At 42.5% G+C, this 20,796-nt stretch carries 22 protein-coding genes and 1 tRNA gene; 21 read left to right on the top strand and 2 right to left on the bottom strand.

The features are described 5' to 3' along the window. Positions 1–588: 588 nt before the first annotated feature. The 12 genes from rpmH (at position 589) to PODO_RS29710 (ending at position 12,075) form a co-directional block, all read left to right on the top strand. Positions 589–723: a 50S ribosomal protein L34 gene (gene rpmH / locus PODO_RS29765; protein WP_036677745.1), complete on the top strand. Its 135-nt coding sequence runs from the start codon at positions 589–591 to the stop codon at positions 721–723. A gap of 289 nt (positions 724–1,012) precedes the next feature. After that, positions 1,013–1,363 carry a ribonuclease P protein component gene (gene rnpA, locus PODO_RS29760; RefSeq protein WP_036677842.1) on the top strand — a complete coding sequence of 117 codons (351 nt, stop codon included), beginning with the start codon at positions 1,013–1,015 and terminating at the stop codon, positions 1,361–1,363. 86 nt (positions 1,364–1,449) lie between these two features. Continuing rightward, complete coding sequence (locus PODO_RS29755) at positions 1,450–2,319, top strand: YidC/Oxa1 family membrane protein insertase (protein WP_036677747.1); 870 nt, start codon at positions 1,450–1,452, stop codon at positions 2,317–2,319. Next, the gene (jag, locus tag PODO_RS29750) at positions 2,316–3,050 is read left to right on the top strand and encodes an RNA-binding cell elongation regulator Jag/EloR (protein ID WP_036677749.1); all 735 of its coding nucleotides are present in this window, start codon (positions 2,316–2,318) and stop codon (positions 3,048–3,050) included. The genes PODO_RS29755 and jag overlap by 4 nt, the downstream gene beginning before the upstream one ends. Before the next feature lie 109 nt (positions 3,051–3,159). Continuing rightward, on the top strand, positions 3,160–4,536 hold the full coding sequence (mnmE, locus tag PODO_RS29745) for a tRNA uridine-5-carboxymethylaminomethyl(34) synthesis GTPase MnmE (protein WP_038573972.1): 1,377 nt from the start codon (positions 3,160–3,162) through the stop codon (positions 4,534–4,536). Between the two features lie 39 nt (positions 4,537–4,575). Next, positions 4,576–6,462, top strand: a complete 1,887-nt coding sequence (gene mnmG / locus PODO_RS29740; RefSeq protein ID WP_036677754.1) for a tRNA uridine-5-carboxymethylaminomethyl(34) synthesis enzyme MnmG — start codon at positions 4,576–4,578, stop codon at positions 6,460–6,462. Between the two features lie 3 nt (positions 6,463–6,465). Further along, positions 6,466–7,191, top strand: a complete 726-nt coding sequence (gene rsmG, locus PODO_RS29735; protein WP_038573970.1) for a 16S rRNA (guanine(527)-N(7))-methyltransferase RsmG — start codon at positions 6,466–6,468, stop codon at positions 7,189–7,191. Positions 7,192–7,604: 413 nt separating this feature from the next. Then, positions 7,605–8,420 (top strand): nucleoid occlusion protein, encoded by an 816-nt coding sequence (gene noc / locus PODO_RS29730; RefSeq protein WP_036677760.1) that lies wholly within the window; start codon positions 7,605–7,607, stop codon positions 8,418–8,420. Positions 8,421–8,598: 178 nt separating this feature from the next. After that, positions 8,599–9,360: a ParA family protein gene (locus tag PODO_RS29725; RefSeq protein WP_036677762.1), complete on the top strand. Its 762-nt coding sequence runs from the start codon at positions 8,599–8,601 to the stop codon at positions 9,358–9,360. Next, positions 9,353–10,195 carry a ParB/RepB/Spo0J family partition protein gene (locus PODO_RS29720; protein ID WP_036677764.1) on the top strand — a complete coding sequence of 281 codons (843 nt, stop codon included), beginning with the start codon at positions 9,353–9,355 and terminating at the stop codon, positions 10,193–10,195. Before PODO_RS29725 ends, PODO_RS29720 begins: the two co-directional genes overlap by 8 nt. A gap of 197 nt (positions 10,196–10,392) precedes the next feature. Next, on the top strand, positions 10,393–11,538 hold the full coding sequence (locus PODO_RS29715; RefSeq protein WP_038573968.1) for an aminotransferase class V-fold PLP-dependent enzyme: 1,146 nt from the start codon (positions 10,393–10,395) through the stop codon (positions 11,536–11,538). A gap of 36 nt (positions 11,539–11,574) precedes the next feature. Continuing rightward, positions 11,575–12,075: a DUF4446 family protein gene (locus tag PODO_RS29710; protein ID WP_038573966.1), complete on the top strand. Its 501-nt coding sequence runs from the start codon at positions 11,575–11,577 to the stop codon at positions 12,073–12,075. Here the strand turns inward: PODO_RS29710 and yyaC are convergent. Continuing rightward, on the bottom strand, positions 12,047–12,655 hold the full coding sequence (gene yyaC, locus PODO_RS29705) for a spore protease YyaC (protein WP_036677770.1): 609 nt from the start codon (positions 12,653–12,655) through the stop codon (positions 12,047–12,049). The genes PODO_RS29710 and yyaC overlap by 29 nt on opposite strands. Before the next feature lie 119 nt (positions 12,656–12,774). Between yyaC and PODO_RS29700 the strand changes: the two genes are divergently transcribed. The 4 genes from PODO_RS29700 to PODO_RS29685 all read left to right on the top strand — a co-directional run bounded on the left by PODO_RS29700 (position 12,775) and on the right by PODO_RS29685 (position 14,428). Then, on the top strand, positions 12,775–13,020 hold the full coding sequence (locus tag PODO_RS29700) for a putative Se/S carrier protein (RefSeq protein ID WP_036677843.1): 246 nt from the start codon (positions 12,775–12,777) through the stop codon (positions 13,018–13,020). A gap of 21 nt (positions 13,021–13,041) precedes the next feature. After that, positions 13,042–14,082: a mechanosensitive ion channel family protein gene (locus tag PODO_RS29695; RefSeq protein WP_052097399.1), complete on the top strand. Its 1,041-nt coding sequence runs from the start codon at positions 13,042–13,044 to the stop codon at positions 14,080–14,082. Next, positions 14,082–14,294, top strand: coding sequence for a DUF951 domain-containing protein (locus PODO_RS29690; RefSeq protein WP_036677772.1), 213 nt, complete (start codon positions 14,082–14,084; stop codon positions 14,292–14,294). Before PODO_RS29695 ends, PODO_RS29690 begins: the two co-directional genes overlap by 1 nt. Positions 14,295–14,337: 43 nt before the next feature. Next, positions 14,338–14,428: transfer RNA gene (locus PODO_RS29685), tRNA-Ser, on the top strand. Positions 14,429–14,795: 367 nt separating this feature from the next. On the opposite strand, the gene PODO_RS29680 is transcribed toward PODO_RS29685, so the two are convergent. Then, the gene (locus PODO_RS29680; RefSeq protein ID WP_036677774.1) at positions 14,796–14,993 is read right to left on the bottom strand and encodes a YjzC family protein; all 198 of its coding nucleotides are present in this window, start codon (positions 14,991–14,993) and stop codon (positions 14,796–14,798) included. A gap of 217 nt (positions 14,994–15,210) precedes the next feature. On the opposite strand from PODO_RS29680, the gene rpsF reads away from it, so the two are divergent. From rpsF to opp4A, 5 genes are all read left to right on the top strand, one after another. Beyond that, positions 15,211–15,495, top strand: a complete 285-nt coding sequence (rpsF, locus tag PODO_RS29675; RefSeq protein WP_036677776.1) for a 30S ribosomal protein S6 — start codon at positions 15,211–15,213, stop codon at positions 15,493–15,495. A 48-nt stretch (positions 15,496–15,543) separates the two neighbouring features. Further along, entirely contained in the window at positions 15,544–16,050 is a 507-nt protein-coding gene (gene ssb / locus PODO_RS29670; protein WP_036677780.1) for a single-stranded DNA-binding protein, read from the top strand. A gap of 21 nt (positions 16,051–16,071) precedes the next feature. Then, positions 16,072–16,344, top strand: a complete 273-nt coding sequence (gene rpsR / locus PODO_RS29665) for a 30S ribosomal protein S18 (protein WP_036651767.1) — start codon at positions 16,072–16,074, stop codon at positions 16,342–16,344. Positions 16,345–16,860: 516 nt separating this feature from the next. Beyond that, positions 16,861–18,810 carry an endonuclease MutS2 gene (locus tag PODO_RS29660; RefSeq protein WP_038573963.1) on the top strand — a complete coding sequence of 650 codons (1,950 nt, stop codon included), beginning with the start codon at positions 16,861–16,863 and terminating at the stop codon, positions 18,808–18,810. Positions 18,811–19,003: 193 nt separating this feature from the next. Continuing rightward, on the top strand, positions 19,004–20,722 hold the full coding sequence (opp4A, locus tag PODO_RS29655; protein ID WP_036677787.1) for an oligopeptide ABC transporter substrate-binding protein: 1,719 nt from the start codon (positions 19,004–19,006) through the stop codon (positions 20,720–20,722). Positions 20,723–20,796: the final 74 nt, after the last annotated feature.

The following is a 20,796-nucleotide window of genomic DNA, read 5'->3' as shown; positions in this document are numbered from 1 at the left end:
CCCAGTAGGCAATATGAAGAGACAAAAAAATATGGATAAATTTGATTTGTTCACAACTTTATCCACAGCTTGTTGATAATTAAGAGAACAAACAAATCTATTCACATTCAAAAGTAATACCATCATAGCAAAACGCCCCTTATTTTTCAATGAGCAGGGCTATTTTATCCACAAATTCAAGCACTTGTGTACAATTATTAGGAACACCACTACATATTGTTGATAATTTGTTTACGGTTCGACACTTTACGCCAAAGGTTCGATAATTTTATACACAGGTTGTGCTCAACTGTGAGCAGTCGACTTTATTTTTTGATCACAGGTGGATAACTGTCATATCTTGTGGATTACTTTTTTTCTGGGGAGAGTTGTGGATAAACACCTGAGCTTGAGGGGGAGGAACAAGCCGGTTACTAGGTTGACTTTTGCTCATAAAATATGTTTAAATATATAAAGGTGTTTTCTGTAAGGATATGTCTCGATATATAAAAATGATGATTCTTGTAGATACTGTCCCTACTATAAGGACGGCTTAGTCCGTTTCTGCTTATATGACAGTAATTAAGTTCCTGTAAGGGAGGTGCAATTATGAGACCGACATTTAGACCAAATGTGAGCAAACGTAGTAAGGTTCACGGTTTCCGTAAAAGAATGAGCACGAAAAACGGCCGTAAAGTGCTGGCAGCTCGCCGCTTGAAAGGCAGAAAAGTTTTGAGTGCGTAAGTTAGGCCACTAAGGGACCACTGCGGTGGTCTTTTTTTACTGCTTTCTATTATTATTGCTCTGCAAAAGTCTAGGATCTCGCTTAATGCGCTAGCTACACTTTGCGGGGCTATTTAACGTATATTGAGAAATATTTTGTGAGAAGTTGAAATTATTTTTCCTACTATATATAGAAGCTTAATTTCAGCACAGCAAATGTGGTCGTTTATGGCTGCTTGCAAATGCCTATACTATTAGAAGAAAAAATTCGGAGGGACACTTAAACCGGATTTTTATGAAGGAGATTCCCGTGCACAAAAAGTTACGTTTACGAAACCGTGCCGACTTCAGTCGTGTATACCGCCATGGGAAGTCATTTGCGAATCATCAATTTGTAGTGTATTGGTTTGGCAAAAAAGAGGTAGAGCGATTTAGAGTAGGTGTGTCTGTTAGCAAAAAGGTCGGAAACGCGGTTGTCCGTAACCGTATGAGAAGATTAGTTAAGGAAATCGTCCGTCACCATGAACCCGAGATTGCAGGTGGCTTAGACATGGTGTTTATCGTAAGAAAAGGAGCGCTTTCCATGGAGTATGCAGAGCTCGAAAAAAGTGTGCTGCATGTGCTTCGTAAAGCCAAGCTACTCAAGGCTTCCCGCAAATAAAGGGTGCTTAAGAGGCTTGTTTATTTGTATTCATAATTATGGTATGATTTACGGTGGAATGGAATGTTTAAGAGAGGGGTTTTGAAGTGTCTCTAATGAAGACTAGACGAGGAAAATGGTTTCTCCTCATCACGGTAATGGTGTTGTCGTTAGCTGTTCTGTCGGGATGCGCTCCGTCGACTGCTGTTACGCACACTACGGAGGATTTGAAGAATGGAGGCTTCTGGCAAAGTAATGTAGTGTATTATTTCGCCATTGCCTTGGACAAGTTTGCAGATTGGTTTAACGGAGAATATGGTTTAGCCGTACTTGTGATGGTTATTATTGTCCGCACGTTGATTCTTCCGCTTACTATTAAACAGGTGAAGAGCTCGCGTGCAATGCAAGCCATTCAGCCGGAACTCCAAAAGATCCAGAAAAAATATAAAGACACACCTGAAAAGGTGCAGCAAGAAACAATGCGTTTGTTCCAAGAAAACAAGGTTAACCCAATGGCGGGTTGTTTACCGCTGATCGTTCAAATGCCTATCTTTATCGCTCTCTACAACTCGATCTACTATAATCCACATTTGCGGGAGCACACCTTCTTGTGGCTGGAGCTAGGTAAACCGGATCATCTGTTTATCTTACCAGTGCTAGCAGCATTAACAACATTTATTCAAACTAGAATGATGACCAAAATGAATCCAGTGCAACAACAAGGGCCAATGCAGTTCATGATGATGATCTATCCAGTTCTGATCTTCGTTATGTCGTACAACTTCCCTGCAGCCTTGCCACTATACTGGGTGTACAGTAACCTTTACACTATTATTCAGAACTACTTCTTATACCGCAACAATGATAAACACAAATTGGCAATCGCAAGTGCTGTAAAAAGTACAGATGACTCCAGTCCTGCTCCGAAGAGCAAAGGCGGTAACAAGTCATCGAAGGGAGCCAAAAAGTCAAAATGAGCAAAGTCGTCGCAACAGGGAAAACCATTGAAGAAGCTGTAGAACGGGGACTAACCCAGCTTGGAGTTCAAAAGGACCGGGTAACGGTCAACGTACTTGAGCAGCCATCAAGAGGATTCCTGGGATTGATCGGTGCGAAAGGTGCCAAGGTTGAACTAACCTTGATAGCCGAAGCCGCACCGGCATCAGCGGCGAGTGCTCCGTCACTGCCTCAACAGTCAGCAAGAGAGAGCAAACAGGAGGCCATCGGCGGTGTGCCACGCCAAGATTCCGGACAACCGGTGGAGGAAGCTTACCAAGAAGCCGTTCATTTCATTGTGGATGTCGCTAAGAGCATGGGGCTCGAAGTGGAGGTGGAAATCGTCCACACCAAGGAATCCACGATTCTGCAAATTTCCGGTCCAGATTTGGGACTGTTAATTGGCAGAAGAGGACAAACTCTCGATGCTCTACAGTATTTGGCTAATATTGTAGCTAACCGTTATTCCGACAGTTTTATACGGCTTGTGTTAGATGCAGAGAACTTCCGTGAGCGCCGTAAAAAAACGCTTGAAGAGCTGGCTGATCGTTTAGCCGGACGTGTAATTCGCACTCGTAAAGAGGTTGTATTGGAGCCAATGTCTCCTCAGGAGCGCAAGATTATCCACTCCAGGTTACAGGATCATCGGCAAGTGAGTACCCTCAGTAAAGGCGAAGAGCCAAATCGCCGCGTCGTTATAACCTTGAAGTAAAGACTATATGGATGCAATGACTCCTTGACCAATGTAAGGGGTCATTGTTTTTTTAAAAATAAAAGAACGTTTCTATTCAAAAAATATAAGTTTTGGGGTGAAAAACAGCATGCTTAGTGACACCATTGCTGCCGTATCGACGGCATTAGGCGAGGGAGGAATTGCTATTATTCGGGTAAGTGGCCCACAGGCTATTTCCCAAGTGGCACCATTATTTCGCAGCCGAATTCCATTAACTGAAGCGGAATCGCATACCGTTCATTACGGACATATCGTCAGTCCTGATAGCGGAGAGAAGATGGAAGAAGTGTTGGTAACCGTTATGAAAGGACCACGTTCTTTTACGACCGAGGATGTAGTAGAGATCAGTGCTCATGGCGGTGTGATTTCTGTAAGAAGAGTGATGGACTTACTTCTGCAGCAGGAGATAAGGTTAGCCGAGCCGGGGGAGTTCACCAAGCGTGCTTTCTTGGGCGGACGTATCGATTTATCGCAGGCTGAGGCTGTTATTGATCTGATTCGCTCTAAGTCTGACCGGGCTTTTTCTGTAGCTTTAAAACAGGTTAGCGGATCCTTATCGGATCGAATTCATGCTTTACGCCACACACTTATTGAGATGCTGGCTCATATTGAAGTGAATATAGATTATCCAGAACATGATGTAGAATCCATGACAGCTGAATTTATTAAAGACAAAAGCAGTGAGGTTATGGAGGGAATAACAAAGCTGCTTAAGACATCTAATGAAGGAAAAATACTTCGTGAAGGGATTACGACAGCTATTGTCGGACGTCCGAACGTTGGTAAATCATCATTGCTAAACGCATTAGCTCGTGAGAATAAAGCGATTGTAACAGATATTCCGGGAACAACACGTGATGTAATAGAAGAATTTATAACGATAAATAATATACCGCTTAAGCTGCTCGATACTGCGGGAATTCGTGAAACGATGGATGTTGTTGAGAAAATTGGGGTGGAGCGCTCCAAAGCGGCAGTTAGTGACGCCGACCTGATTCTACTTGTGCTGAATGCTAATGAAGAGCTGCATGAGGATGAATTGGCATTGATGGAACAAATACACGGTAGACAGTGCCTAGTAATCATGAATAAAATGGACTTACCGTCCAAACTGGATAAGGATAAGTTGCTCTCGTTTTTTGAGGAGTCTAACATTGTACCGATGTCCGTTCTGGAAGAGGAAGGTCTAGACAAACTTGAAGATGCCATTTCGACACTCTTTTTTGGTGGAAAGCTGGAATCGGGTGACTTGACATATGTGAGTAATGTGAGACATATAGCCCTGCTCAAAAAAGCCTATAAATCACTTCAAGACGCATACGATGCTGCAGAACAGTATATACCGATTGATATGATTCAAATCGATGTACGGCTCGCATGGGAACAGCTTGGGGAAATTATTGGAGATACAGCAGCTGACTCTTTGTTAGACCAAATATTCTCACAATTTTGTTTAGGAAAATAAGATTCACGATTTAATATAATTTCAAGGGGGAAACAGGACATGAGTTATGATGGAGGCAACTATGACGTTATCGTCATTGGCGCTGGTCATGCTGGCTGTGAAGCAGCACTGGCTGCAGCCCGGATGGGTTGCAGTACGTTAATGATCACAATTAACCTGGATATGGTTGCATTCATGCCCTGCAATCCGTCCATAGGCGGACCTGCCAAAGGACATGTAGTGCGTGAAATTGATGCGCTTGGCGGAGAAATGGGCCGCAATATAGATAAGACATTCATTCAACTGCGTATGCTGAATACAGGTAAAGGACCAGCAGTACATGCTTTACGTGCACAAGCTGATAAATTCCTTTATCAACATACAATGAAGGAAACTATGGAGAAAACGCCTAATTTGACACTTCGTCAAGGGATGGTTGAGCGTTTAATCGTTGAGGATGGACGTTGTGTAGGTGTAGTTACGAAGACTGGCACCGAATACCATAGTAAGACTGTTATCCTGACAACAGGTACTTACCTGCGCGGTAAAGTGATTATGGGTGAGCTAACATATGAAAGTGGACCTAACAATCAACAGCCATCCGTGAAGCTTTCTGAGAATTTGCGGGAGCTTGGGTTTGAATTGGTGCGTTTTAAAACAGGTACTCCACCACGTGTACATCGTGATACGATCGATTTCTCTAAGACAGAAATTCAACCAGGGGACGATGAACCGAAATTCTTTTCGTTCGAAACGAAATCATCCGATAACGAACAGCTTCCTTGTTGGTTAACGTATACCTCTGAGGTTACTCATCAGATTATTAATGACAACCTTCATCGTGCGCCGATGTTCACAGGTATTATCGAAGGAACTGGCCCACGTTATTGCCCTTCTATAGAAGATAAGGTCGTAAGATTCAGTGATAAATCTAAGCATCAGATCTTTTTAGAGCCAGAGGGAAAAAATACATCGGAATACTATGTACAAGGTCTGTCCACTAGTCTTCCTGAGGATGTACAGCTAGCTATCTTACGTTCCATCCCCGGTATGGAAAAGGTAGAGATGATGCGTAACGGCTATGCTATTGAATATGATGCAATGGTTCCTACACAGCTATGGCCATCTCTTGAAACTAAACGTCTTCCAGGTCTGTTCACTGCTGGACAAATCAATGGCACTTCCGGTTATGAGGAAGCAGCAGGCCAAGGGGTTATGGCTGGAATTAATGCAGCACGCAAAGTGCAAGACAAAGAACCCGTAATTCTAGATCGTTCACAGGGATACATTGGTGTACTCATTGATGATCTCGTGACTAAGGGAACGAATGAACCTTACCGTCTGCTTACTTCACGTGCAGAATATCGTTTGTTGCTTCGCCATGACAATGCAGATCTAAGACTTACACCTATCGGTTACGACATTGGTTTGATCACACAGGAGCGTTTCGATAACTTCACAGATAAGAAAGAACGGGTGGAGCGTGAAATTGTTCGTCTGCAAGAAACAAAGGTTAAACCTGTTGATGTAAACCAAGTACTAGCGCAATATGAATCGGCACCTATTGTAGATGGCAGTAATTTGCTAGTTCTGATGCGGCGCCCAGAGCTTGTATATAGTTTTGTTGATCAAGTATCACCATCACCAGAGATGCTGGATGCAGAAATGAAAGAGCAAGTAGAAATCCAAATTAAATATGCCGGATATATAGAAAAACAACTTCAACATGTGGAGCGCCTGCAAAAGATGGAGAAGAAAAAAATTCCAGATGACATTAATTATAATGAAATCCATGGATTAGCGATGGAAGCGCGGCAGAAGCTGACTAAGATTCACCCGATCTCTATCGGGCAGGCTTCTCGGATTGCGGGAGTTACACCTGCTGATATTTCCATTCTTCTTGTATATCTTGAGCATTACAACCGGGTAACCGCGGCGAAAGGATAAGCTATGGATAATACGGAAGTTCAATTCACACAACTATTACAGGAACGAGGCATTTCCCTTACAACAGAACAGTTAGCACAATTTGATCTGTATTATAAGGAACTCGTATCCTGGAATGAAAAAATGAATCTCACGGGTATAACTGAGCGAGAGCAGGTATATACGAAGCATTTCTATGATTCTATTTCATTAGCTTTTTTCCTTGATATTAACGAGATCACCAATCTCGCAGATATCGGTTCAGGAGCTGGTTTTCCAGGAATTCCACTTAAAATATGTTTTCCTCATTTGAAGCTAACGATTGTTGATTCGCTCAATAAACGAATTTCATTTCTGCAGCATGTAAGTACGACATTGGGATTAACTGATGTACAATTGATCCATGGGCGGGCAGAGGATGTCGCGCGCAAGTTCACTCATCGTGATGCCTATGATTTGGTTACAGCACGTGCGGTAGCAAGACTGTCTTTATTGAATGAATTTTGTCTTCCCTTCACACGCAAAGATGGGGTGTTCGCTGCAATGAAGGGCAGCGATCCTTCAGAGGAATTAAGCGAAGCTAAGTACAGCTTAAAAGAGCTTCGTGCTGAACTCAGCAAAGTGGAGTCGTTCAGCTTACCAGTGGAGGAGTCGGATCGACATATTGTTATGATCCGTAAGACAGGAGCAACACCAGCTAAATATCCAAGAAAAGCGGGAATTCCTGCCAAAACGCCATTGATGAAATAATGTTTCACGTGAAACATTGCCGATACTCAAAGTTCCTTTAGGAGCATTCCCTTTGAACAAAGGGAATGCTCTTTTTTTATGAAGATGATGATAACAAAAATCGATAAATATCAATTTAGATGAAAATTAGATTTATAAGCTGATTTGGTTGTGCACCTGTAAAAATGCAGGAAAAATAGGTCTTTACGGAGAATATGATTATGTAGAGAAAAGTGATAGAATAGCATAGTAGACTTTAATTTTGTATATAACTCCTTCTCTGTACTCTTGTTCGAAAGAAGGAGAGATTATGATGCCTGTTCATTACAGGTAATTCCATAATATCAGAATGTTTTAGATTGCTGTACGATATGCTTTCCGTGAAGAAGGTCAAGAAGATCGTACTATAACGAAATTAGGTGGTTATGAACGGAATGAAAGAACAATTTACCAAGCTATTTGGGTTTAACGAGCGGAGCAGCGGAGAAGAAATCAAACAAATACCAGTTCATGAGGTCGTTAGCAGTCCTTACCAACCACGGACTATATTCGATGATGACAAAATTGATGAGTTATGTCAGACAATTAAAACTCATGGTGTCATTCAGCCTATTGTTGTACGTATGCGAGATTCTATATATGAGATCATCGCAGGTGAACGGCGCTGGCGGGCAGTTAAAAAGCTTGGTTTAGAGACGATCCCTGCTATTGTCCGTGAGTTCAATGATTCGCAGGCTGCATCTATTGCGCTCATAGAAAATCTACAGCGTGAAGGTTTGACCTCCATAGAAGAAGCTGTCGCTTATCAGAAGTTAATTGATCTTCATCAATTAACACAAGAAAGCTTAGCACAACGCTTAGGCAAGAGTCAGTCGACTATAGCGAATAAGATTCGTTTACTCCACTTACCTGAAGAGGTTAAGACAGCATTGATGGAACGTCAGATTTCCGAAAGACATGCGCGTTCGCTCTTATCACTGGATAGTGTGGAAATGCAATTAAAAGTTTTGGCAGAGATTATTGCAAAAGGATTAAATGTTAAACAGACGGAAGCTCGTATTGCTTTCTATAAACAAGTCTCACAAACTAAAAAGTCAAAACGGGTCTCCTATACCAAGGATGTTCGTCTAGCTCTTAATACAATTCGTCAATCTATTGATATGGTGTCAGGCTCAGGTATGGAAATCAAAACGTCAGAAAATGACCGTGGTGACCATTACGAGATTGTAATCCAAATCCCCAAAAGATAAATTGTTTCAAAAGCTGAAGGCGGCCTTAAAGTGATTGGCCGCCTTTTGTGTGACTTGAACCAGGATGTATTGCTCAGTCCTGCATTTTAGAGTTTTAGCCTATATAAAGTAACATAGTTTGGCCGTTTGTACTTGCGATCTACGAGAAGATTCTTCCTAACTATTCGAGGTGAAATTAGTGTCCAAGATTATTGCCATAGCAAATCAAAAAGGCGGTGTCGGTAAAACAACATCCTCTGTGAACCTAGGTGCCGGTATGGCTACATTAGGAAAAAGAGTGCTTCTAGTTGATATCGATCCTCAAGGCAACACTACCAGCGGCGTTGGCATCAACAAGGCGGACGTAGCGAATTGTATATATGACATTCTCATTAATGAAGTAAATCCTCTAGAAACGATACTTGAAACTCAAAATGAAGGACTGCACATCATTCCAGCGACTATTCAATTAGCAGGGGCGGAGATCGAATTAGTATCAACGATTTCCAGAGAGTTGAAATTGAAAAAAGCCTTAAATGCGGTTAAAAATAATTATGACTATATCATCATTGATTGTCCTCCATCCCTTGGGATTTTGACGATCAATTCCCTTACAGCTGCTGATTCGGTAATCATTCCGATTCAATGTGAATATTATGCGCTCGAAGGGTTGAGTCAGCTTTTAAACACCGTGCGTCTAGTGCAAAAAAATCTTAATCCGCATTTGAAAATAGAGGGAGTATTATTAACCATGTTGGATGCCCGTACGAATTTAGGGATCCAAGTCATCGAAGAGGTTAAAAAGTATTTTCAGGAAAAAGTTTACAGAACTATCATTCCTCGGAATGTCCGCTTAAGTGAGGCACCGTCTCATGGACAATCCATTATTACTTATGATCCTCGCTCAAAGGGAGCAGAAGTGTATTTAGAGTTGGCAAAGGAAGTGATTTCTTATGAGTAAACGTTTAGGGAAAGGTCTGGATGCTCTGATTCCTTCTTTATCTATTAATGAAGATGATAAGGTAGTAGAAATCCCATTAGCTCAATTGCGAGCTAACCCTTATCAACCACGCAAGGATTTCAATGAAGAAGCAATCCAGGAATTGGCTGAGTCTATCAGACAACATGGCGTGATTCAACCGATCATTGTACGGAGTGTTTTGAAGGGGTATGAAATCATTGCCGGGGAACGCAGATTCCGGGCTTCGCAATATTGTGGTAAACCTACGATTCCAGCAGTCGTAAGAAATCTAAGTGATCAACAGGTTATGGAGATCGCCCTGATTGAGAACTTGCAACGTGAAAATTTAAACGCCATGGAAATCGCAGTTGCTTATCAAGGTTTGATGGATCAATTTTCACTCACACAAGAAGAGCTATCTCTGAAAGTTGGGAAGTCCAGATCACACATCGCTAACTTCCTAAGATTGCTTACTTTACCGGAAGAAGTAAAAGAATATGTTTCACGTGGAACAATGTCTATGGGACATGCGAGAGCTATTGTTGCCTTGAAAGATCCGGAAGTTATTAAACAATTGGCTGAACAATGCGTGGAACAGCAATGGAGCGTAAGAGAGCTTGAAGAAACGGTGAAAAATCTGGATCGAAAGCCGACGAACGGTACAAAGATTAAAGTTGTTAAACGTGATCCCTATATTGATAATGTAGAGGAAGTATTGCGTGAACGGTTTAAAACAACGGTTAAGATAAAACAAGGTAAGGAAAAAGGGAAGATTGAACTGAATTACTACAGTGCGCAGGACTTAGAAAGACTGTTGGAATTATTGGGTAACTAAATGGGTATCTATGCCAAGAACATATCCTGAGCTATCCGTAATCGGATAAGTAGGGGTATGTTTTTTCAAAATATAAGGATGTATAAAGTAGAGCTGAATATTATCCTTATATTTTCTACAGATAAGGTTATTATCAATAAAGGGTGACAACGTTATTTCTTCTTAATGAAAAAGAGTATGAGACGAGGAGCGGGGTTATGGAAGACTTCGTATATTTGGATCATGCGGCTACGTCCTGGCCTAAACCTCCAGAGGTGGCAGCTGCGATGATGAATGCTTTGCAGTCGGGAGCAAATGCTGGTAGAGGAAATTATTCGCTGGCCATGGGAAGCGGACGGGTGTTGGTGAGAGCCCGGAGTTTGCTGGCGGAGTTGTTTGGGGTTTCTAATGCACAAGACATAGCGTTTACCCAAAACACTACGATGTCATTAAATATGGCGATTAGAGGTACGCTCAAAGCAGGGGACCATGTAATCTCCACAATGACTGAACACAATTCTGTGCGGAGACCTTTGGAATATTTACGTAAGTCACTAGGAATAAGTGTTGATTATCTGAAGGTGGATCGGGCGGGTCAATTGGATTTGAAGGAATTGGGCAAAACGTTTCGACCAAACACTAAAATGGTAATTTGTAATCATAGCTCCAACTTACTAGGTAGTATACTTCCCATTGGTGAAATCGGAGATCTAACTAAAGCAAAGGGTGCTATATTTCTAGTGGATGCTGCTCAAAGTGCAGGCTCGCTTGATATTGATGTAAAAAAGATGAATATTGACTTATTAGCTTTTCCTGGGCATAAAGGATTGCTTGGACCACAAGGGACTGGTGGACTCTATATATCACCTGAATTGGATCTCGAGCCCTTAATGCATGGAGGCACAGGCAGTCAATCTGAGAATAGTGAACAACCCTCCGTTCGCCCAGATCGGTATGAAGCGGGAACGCAAAATGCGGTAGGAATTGCTGGTTTACTAGCCGGTGTTCAAAAGGTAAAATCGATAGGGACAACCGTTATCCACGAAAGAGAGTGGAAGCTGACTCAACTGCTGATGGAGGGGTTGTCCCATATTCCAAACATTAAACTATTAGGACCCACATTAGGGGCTCCGAGAACTGGAATTGTGTCGTTTGTAGTGGATGGGGAAGAATCGGCGAATATAGCTCACCGTCTAGATCGTGAGTATAAAATAGCCGTCAGAGCGGGTATGCATTGTACCCCGCTGGCACATAAGGCTGTTGATACACTAGAAAGTGGTGCTGTTCGGGCGAGTGTAGGCGTAGATACAACAGAGCATAATATAAGCAGAATGCTAGCTGCTATGGATGAGTTATATGGCTGATGCCCGCAGCAGATAAATAAAAAGGATGGTCCATTCATGTCTGAAATGAATCAATTAATTAATGAACAGTTGCAGTGGTTTGTGTTTGGTTTCGTAGTAATTATGCTAGTACTGATAGTGACTGTAATCGCCCAGGGAGCTAAGCTGCGGACTATACGGCGCAAATATGAGGCCATGATGGCAGGAAGCGGTGTGGAGGATCTGGAAGGCCTTCTGGTTGATCTGAAGAACCAAAGCGACATGCTGGAAGAAGAACAACGTGAGCAAAAAGCGTTGATAGAAGCTACCCAAGTCAAAATCCGCAGCATGAAGTCAAATATCGCTCTCAAGCGTTATAATGCCTTCGGTGAACGTGGTAATGATTTGAGCTTCTCGGTGGCTATTCTGGATGACAATAGCAGTGGCATTGTATTAACCAGCCTTCATAATCGTGAGAACTCATATATTTACTCCAAGCCTATGCAAAATGGGGAGTCACAATATGCCTTATCGCCGGAAGAGAAAGAAGTTATAACTCTCGCGTTGCAGCAGAAGTAGCATGTAGGTTCCATTGTTTTAAAGCAGAATATAGACTTGTAGCGATAATATCAGATAATCGCATGACTAGACTTAGCCGTGTATTCTGCAATACGAAATACTCCATAAAGCCGCCGACATTAACGATTCCAGTCAAATGGATATCCCCAACCGGCGGCAATTGTTTATTTACGCCAGCTCCTGGTCTGAGGGGGCCTTCAACGACTTGGATGCAGCCAACACTAGTAGAGTGACCTAAGCAGGCATCTATTCCGATGACAAACGGGTTATTATATTTTTCATTAATTAGCGACAAAGTCTCTTCAAGATTGACGGCATGAACCGGTTCCTCAAGGGTACCGTATAAATGAAACAACGGGCTATGAAAACGGGATAATGCAGTACCAACAAGAGGACCGAGAGAATCTCCGGTGGAGCGATCAGTGCCTACACAGATGACGATAATTTGAGTCTCTGGACGCGTGCGTGAAAAGTGAAAAAGTAGCCGATGAGTAATTGCGGAATAGATATCGGGATCTGTATGTGATATTTTTAAACAGGACGTTTCTTGCGCTGCTGTAGCCTTGGATGAGGAGTTCATACCATCTTCCTTTCTAAAGGTGATTCTATTTGTTGGTATCTAGTATATGGATAGAAGAGGGGTTTTATACTACAGCAGCAAGAGATAGGACGATAAACCTATGGAGAGGCTTGACGTATATGCAGGATGAGATGTTAATAGCGTTTGACTCCACCCAGCAGGCGCTTCGTGCTGAAATGCTGCTTGAGTATGCTGAAATAGAAATTGATATATTTCCAACTCCGAAGGAAATCACCGCAGGCTGTGCAATTTCAATTCAGTTTTTTCAAAATGCGCTGGAAGAGGTAAAAAAGATTATAGTTGAGCAAGAAATAGAAATACGCGGCATCTACGGAAAACACAACGAGAACTACATACTGATTTAGGGGTGGGGAGGAGTACATGCGATGAATATGTGGATACTGGAGGCTGATACACCCGGTGCGGATACATTAAAAGATGCCATTCGCTTTAAAGATAAGGTGTGGAATTGGTTTACCGATGCTGATATGTGGGCGGATGTATTATTTGCGGGTCTACGGATTCTTGTTATTTTTCTCTTAACCCGGGTTATTATTAAAATTGTTTCTAATATTATTGATCGTTCGCTTGAGCGTAAAACCGGTGGCAGACTTCTGTCCAACACACGAAGGTTTACTACGGTTGGGGAATTGATGAAAAATGTAGTGACAGTTATCTGTAATTTTGTGATGATCATGCTCGTGCTTTCTGAGTTCCACTTCGATTTGGCACCATTGTTGGCTGGAGCGGGTGTACTTGGTTTAGCAGTAGGTTTTGGGGCGCAAAGTTTGGTGAAGGATGTTATTACAGGTTTCTTTATTATTTTAGAGGATCAATTTGCAGTGGGTGATGTGATTCAAACAGGTACCTATAAAGGAACTGTAGAATTAATCGGACTGCGAACAACCAGGCTGTTAAGCACAACTGGAGAAGTATTTATTATCCCGAATGGATTAATCACGAACGTGACCAATTATTCTCTCTCGAATGCATTGGCTGTAGTTGATGTTCCTGTAAAAATGGAGCGCAGCTTGGAGGCCACGCTAGGTTTGATTGGAGAAGCGTTAAAGGGAATAGAAGAGCGTAACTCTAATGTGCTTGCTTATCCTAATGTGCTCGGTATACAGTCCATGAGTACTTCGGAATATGTAATTCGTATAGCGGCTAGCTGTTTACCCAATGCAAAAGAGGTTGCGGAGAGACAGATTCAGAATGATATTAAGCAGGCACTAGAGAAACTAAGCAGTCTAGAGCAGGCTCAAGCTGCTCAAGCCGAAGAGGAAGCTCGTTTGAAGGCAGAAGAAGAAGCAAAGGCTGAAATTGAACTGGGAAAAACAGAAAATGAGCAGGAAGTATCGGATACGCCTGACACTCGATCAAGACGCCAAATCGCAGCTACACAAGAGGGGAAAAAGGGGGAAGGGTAGTGGAACGTAAAGTTTTTCAGCTTGGAGATATTGTACAGATGAAGAAACAGCACCCTTGCGGTTCTAATGAGATGGAGATCATTCGTATGGGGATGGATATCCGCATTAAGTGTACAGGATGTCAGCACAGTGTTCTGATTCCCCGGGCGAAATTCGAGAAGAATATGAAGAAGGTACTGCGTTCTGCAGAGGGAAATACAGACAATAATTAAGCTTGCAAATGGCATGTCTGCATGATACAATTATTTTTGCTGCGGAGAGGTACCCAAGAGGCCCAAGGGGGCTGACTCGAAATCAGTTAGGCGTGTCACAGCGTGCGTGGGTTCGAATCCCACCCTCTCCGCCACTTCAGCATAATATAACATTTTAATGAATCCTTCGTTCCTGTAACGGAGGTTTTTTTGTGTCCAATGAGCTGTTTGCAAAAGATCATAACATGCAAAAAGAAGGGCCCTTTCGGGTCCTTCTTTAAGAGGCAGTACATCAATGATGTTGGAATTTCTCTGTATATAGCTACTAAAGTGATTTAGGCGTTGCTGAGGTTACTGCTTTTTAGACAATAACCCACTACTATTCCCAGCTAACAATAGATGCTGAATCAGATATCCTGTGATTGTGTTCGTCTACGACGGCCAACGGAACCACACCTCTCTTTTGTACTGCCTGAGAATAGTATGGTGTAATGTCGTTTTTTTATACACATTTATTTTTAATTAATGTACACGTGCTTTTTCAACCTTTTTCCACTTCCGATTTTTGTTACTGGTCTCGGGGAAGGTATCCCCTTTTTCCATTTTAATATGCTGTGGATTCTGAATTTCGGTATGGAAGCTTCGCGCTTCACCTACCTCTGTATACATGCCTGGATTGGGGGCTTTGTCGCCTTTTTCATATTCCGTCTTTTCGCCCATCATTATCGCTCCTTCCTTAAGTGCAGATGAATTCACTGATTATTGTGCGCAGGTAGGGTTTTTTTCATGTAAAAAGAGGGTGGAGGGTTGTCCGGTATTAATATTGCTTGCACTCTGCTGCTCGTTTTGGTATATTAATCAGGTGCGAGTCTATGTTTGTGCTCGTTCCTTGCTCCTGACGTGATTAGGGGCCTCAGACCATAAGGAGGTGAAAATTATGCGCAAATATGAAGTGATGTACATTATTCGTCCTGACATTGAACAAGAAGCTGTTCAAGCAGCAGTCGATAAATTCCAAGGCATCATCTCCAATGGCGGGGAAATTACAAAGCACGAAGTGCAAGGTAAACGCCGTCTTGCGTATGAGATCAAGAAATTCCGTGATGGCGTTTATGTTTTGGTTAACTTCAATGCAGAACCTGCAGTAGTTACTGAATTAGAACGTCTTATGAAGATTTCTGACGAAGTTATTCGTTATCTCATTACGAACGACGTTGCTTAAGATCTTGACAAGCTTTGTAATGAATCGCTCTAAAGGAGGGGACCAGAATTGTTGAACCGTATCATTTTGATCGGACGGTTGACCCGTGACCCGGAACTTCGTTATACTCCCGCTGGTGTTGCCGTAACTCAATTTACGCTTGCCGTAGATCGTAACTTTACGGGCCAGAACGGTGAACGTGAGGCAGACTTCATCCCGGTTGTTACCTGGAGACAGCTAGCAGAAACCTGTGCCAATTATTTGCGCAAAGGTCGTCTGACAGCAGTGGAAGGACGCATCCAAGTGCGGAACTATGAGAATAACGAAGGTAAACGTGTATACGTAACTGAAGTTATTGCTGATAATGTTCGTTTCCTGGAATCTTCACAAAGCCGTGAAGGTGGAAATACTTCAAGTGGTGCAAGTAGTATGCCTGAAGAGCCAGCATATGGTGGCGGTGGTAACGCTGGACGCGGAAATAACAACAATAATTTCTCGCGTAACAACAATACTCAAGATCCTTTTTCGGGCGATGGTAAACCGATTGATATATCGGATGATGATTTGCCATTTTAATTAGGAAGGACTGAAAAGAATATGGCTTTTAAACCAAGAGAAGGCGCTGACAACGACAAAAGACCAGCACGTCGTGGTGGACGCAACAAGCGTAAAAAAGTTTGCTTTTTCACTGTGAACAAGATTACTCACATTGATTATAAAGATACTGAACTTCTTAAGAAGTTCATCAGCGAACGTGGAAAGATTTTGCCACGCCGTGTAACAGGTACAAGTGCAAAATACCAACGCGCTCTTACCATTGCTGTAAAACGCTCGCGTCAAATCGCGTTGCTTCCTTACACAACGGAATAGGACGTTTTATAGAAGCAGTCGGGAAACCGGCTGCTTTTTTTGTTGTGAAAAGCCAGCGTGCGGATTACGTTTGACGTTCAATCTGGAATGTGTTAAATTACAGCTATCCTATAATAAAAGGGGAAATATTGATGTTGGTGACCGTTCTTAACTAGCAATTTCATAACACTGGATTAGGAAGGCTTTAGCAGGCTCGTCTTTTGGCGTTTACGTGCTCTATTTGAGTCCGTCTCGCACAGATGTCTGTTGTTCCTAACGGTGGATGATTTAGTTAAGAACACACGAAGCGTCATATGGCCTCTTTACGGCTATTGTTCTCTTTGTAATTAACCGTGCTCTTAGAGCACGGTTTTTTTGTTTTTCGGCCACCCTGGCTTTTATAGGGGGACCTTAAAACGCCAGAGAACAATAGTATAAAAAGAAGGGCAAGGACTGCCATAGTGGCATTCTTTGTCCTTTTTGCGTTAGGGAGATTTTGTTCCAAAAAAATAGTTAGATCAATAAGGAGGATTTGCTGTGAATTTACAAAGTCTAAACACGTTGGAATACGAAATTATTAAAACCGAGCTTAGCCGTCATGCGGTATCTTATGTAGGAAAGAAAACTGTAGAAGAGCTTATGCCTATGACCTATTTGCCTTCCATTCAAAGAGCGATGGAGGAAACGTCTGAAGCTAAAGAGCTGCTGGAGCGGGGGTCCAGTGTACCGATTCCTTCATTAGAGGGGATTGAGTGGATCATGTCACTAATGGGGACTGGATATCTGTACAGTGAGCAAGACTTCACTGCAGTGGCTACATTTCTAAAGAGCTGTAGTCAATTGCGCAAATATATGGCTTCTAAAGAGCAAAGTGCTCCCCGGATTGCTGCTTATGCCTCCTCTCTGCTGGAATTAAATCATGTGCGGGAAGCAATTGACCGCTGTATCCGCTTTGGGGCGATTGATGATGGAGCTAGTAAGGGGTTAGAGCGGGTTCGTAAACGGATTGGCGTAGCTAAAGAACGTCTTCATAAAAAAATCGACGGGATCATGTCGCGCCATCAATCGATTTTGCAAGAGAATATTTATAGTCAGCGTGGTGGACGTTACGTTATCCCCGTAAAGCGGGAGTATCATAAGCAAATAAAGGGATCGGTACTCGATCAATCCACAAGTGGACAGACGGTGTTCATCGAACCAGATGAGATCGCCTCCATGCAGATTGAGCTGGATTTGTTATTAGGAGAAGAGGCACGTGAAGAAGCTGTGATCCTCAGTATGCTGACCAGCATGGTAGAACAGGAACAAACTGCACTGCGCCTAAATATCGAGGTTACAGGCACCTATGATTTTATTTTTGCCAAAGCAAAATATGCACGAACGCTGGGAGCATCTGAGGTTACTCTAAATGATAGGGGTTTTCTAAGGATGAACGGAGGCAGACATCCCATGCTGCAGGGCATGATTCCAATTAGCCTGGAGATAGGGAAGGGATATAAATCCCTAATCATTACAGGTCCAAATACAGGCGGGAAAACGGTGGTGCTCAAGACCCTCGGGCTGCTGACCCTCATGGCTCAATCGGGGTTGTTGATTCCGGTCGAGGAGGGGAGTGAGTTTACGGTCTTTACGGATGTGATCAGTGTAATCGGAGACGGACAAAGTTTGGCCCAATCACTCAGTACATTTTCGGCACAAATGAAGAGTATTGAGGGAATGCTGAGAGATGCCTCTAAAGGGGTGCTGCTGCTCATTGACGAGCTGGCGGCAGGTACAGACCCTGGGGAAGGAATCGCCCTCTCAATCGCCATTCTGGAAGAGCTGAGCCGTAAAGGGGCGAATATTATCGTCACAACCCACTTTAACGAGCTAAAAGCCTTTGCCGCTGCGACAGCCGGTTTTCAAAATGCACGAATGGAATTCGACAAAGAAACGCTGCAGCCGTTGTATCGTCTGACTATCGGAGAAGCGGGGGAGAGTTATGCTCTGCAAATTGCTAAAAAGCTGGGTATCCAGGATAACGTTATCAAGCGATCGTGGGAGATCGTTGAGGCGCAGCAGCAAAGGCTGCAGAAAGGTGATGGGTCGGCATGGGCAAGTCTTTTTAGCAAAGAGGGAGAGAAAGGGAAGACTGCACCTGTTATAGAGGATTTTGAAAAAGAAGAAAAGTCTGTGGAATCACTGAGCGATAAGGAGAAGCAGACCCAGTATGAAATTGGTGATGCCGTTCTTGTAACTTCACTGGGGCGGATAGGAATTGTTTATGAGAAAAAAGATCACTTAGGAATGGTCGGAGTGATGATCCAGAAGCAAAAAATGCGGATTAATCATAAACGTTTAAAGCCATATCTATCCAAAGATGAGCTGTATCCTGAGGAATATGACTTTGATATAATTTTTGAGAGCAAGGATACCCGTAAAAAGCGTAAATTGATGCAGCGTAAGCATGTCGAAGGCCTGAGAATTACGCATAAGGATGAAGAATAATGTAATAAAAGGATCTGCCTATGAGGTAGGTCCCTCTTTTTTTATAAATACTATGAAATATGCGTAAATTCAAGCAGGAGTATAGGCCTAAAGCTTAGAAGTTATTGTAACCATTCTAAAACTTTGTTACAGTAAATATTTATTCCATAGCTTAAATGTAGATATACGTTCAACTAGAGAAGGGAAGGAACACATGAAGAATAAGAAGATATGCGGGTTCTTGTTAACAATGCTCGTGATGACTACTGTATTGTCAGCATGCAGCAGAGCAGGTACCAGCAGTAATTCATTATCTTTACATCACAATGAGGTGGTCGAAAAGCCACAGACTGGCGGAGTAGTTACTTATGGATACTCATCGCCGTTTATGGGCTTCTTTGAGCCTGCTTTTTATGAAGGTGAAGATGATTTTCATGTGCTGGAGTTTATTACTGAGGCCATGTTTACGATAGATGATGATTTATCAACGGTTCCTAATATCGCCACTTGGCAGGAGTCCGAGGATCATAGAATATTTACCTTTAAAATCAAACCGGGAATCCGTTGGCATAATGGAGATGAACTGACCGTAGAGGACTGGAAATTTGCGATGGAGACTATTGCTAGTCCAGACTACACCGGATCACGTTATTATAGTGTGGAAATGATTCAAGGTGCGGAAGCCTATCATAAAGGTGAGGCGAAGAATATAACAGGTCTTAAGGTTATAGATCCTTATACTTTGAAAATAACAATGACAGCTGCCCGCGTAAATACGATTGATAATCTATGGCCGTATCCGATGAATAAAAAATATTATACTGGAGTCGCTGTTAAGGATATGCCTGAGAGTGATCAGATGCGAAAAAATCCGATAGGGATTGGTCCCTTTGAGGTGAGCCTTATTGAACCTGGCCAGCGGGTGGAGATGAAGCGCTTTGATCAATACTATAAAGGTAAGGCTTTATTGGATGGTGTGTTGTATAAGGTATTTGATGACAAGGAAATCATCAGCCTGTTTGAACAAGGCGTAATTGATATAGAGAATGCCCCACGAGATACTTATGAAAAGTTGAGTAAACTCGATAATATTAATATTTTACAATCAAATGAGCTTGCTTATGAGTATATAGGGTTTAAATTTGGGTATTGGGATAGTGAAGCTGAAAAAATCGTAATGGATAACCCTAAATTTGCGGATAAAAGATTACGTCAGGCGATGTATTATGCACTTGATCGGGAGGGGATCATTCAATCATTTTCTCATGGGTTAGGCAAGCCTATAGAAACTCCGGTTTCCAGTGCAAGCTGGGCGAAGATCCCTGATAGTCAGATTAATACGTATCCCTATGATCCGGAAAAAGCGAAGCAGCTGCTTGATGAGGCTGGTTTTGTAGATGTTGATGGAGATGGGCTGCGTGAGGATCAAAAAGGAGAAAAGTTAGTTATTCATTATGATTCTATGCTAGGCAGTCATTCAGCGGAGTTACGAACTGCTGCTATTCTGGAGGATTGGCGAAATGTGGGACTTGATGTGCAGCTTAATGGTGGGGCGTTAAAAGAGCTCAACACCTTCTACGAAGCAGTGGAGGCTGATGATCCGTCCATTGAGTTGTTTAACGGGGTATGGGGATTAGCTAATGATCCTGATCCTTCAGGTCTCTGGAGAGAGAATGATTTGTGGAACTACCCACGTTGGTCCTCGGAGCGGAATGAAGAATTGATTCGCGATGGCACAAGTATGAAGGCGTATGATAGAGATTATCGACAACAAATCTATTATGAATGGCAGAAGCTAGTGAATGAAGAGGTTCCAATGATCTTTTTTGCGGAAAGAGAAAGCATTACTGCTGTCAATAAACGTCTACAAGGTGTGCGTGTTGATTCTTTGGGCTCCATAATTGAGCCTAATAAATGGTGGATAAAGGACTAAATTAAAAAAAATAAAAAAAATTACGCAAAAAGTGAAATCAAATTGCTGTTTCATTCGTCATATATATTATGGAG

The organism is Paenibacillus odorifer (assembly GCF_000758725.1).
GTDB classification, from domain to species: Bacteria; Bacillota; Bacilli; order Paenibacillales; family Paenibacillaceae; genus Paenibacillus_AQ; species Paenibacillus_AQ odorifer.
This window is presented reverse-complemented; position numbering and strand designations above follow the sequence as displayed.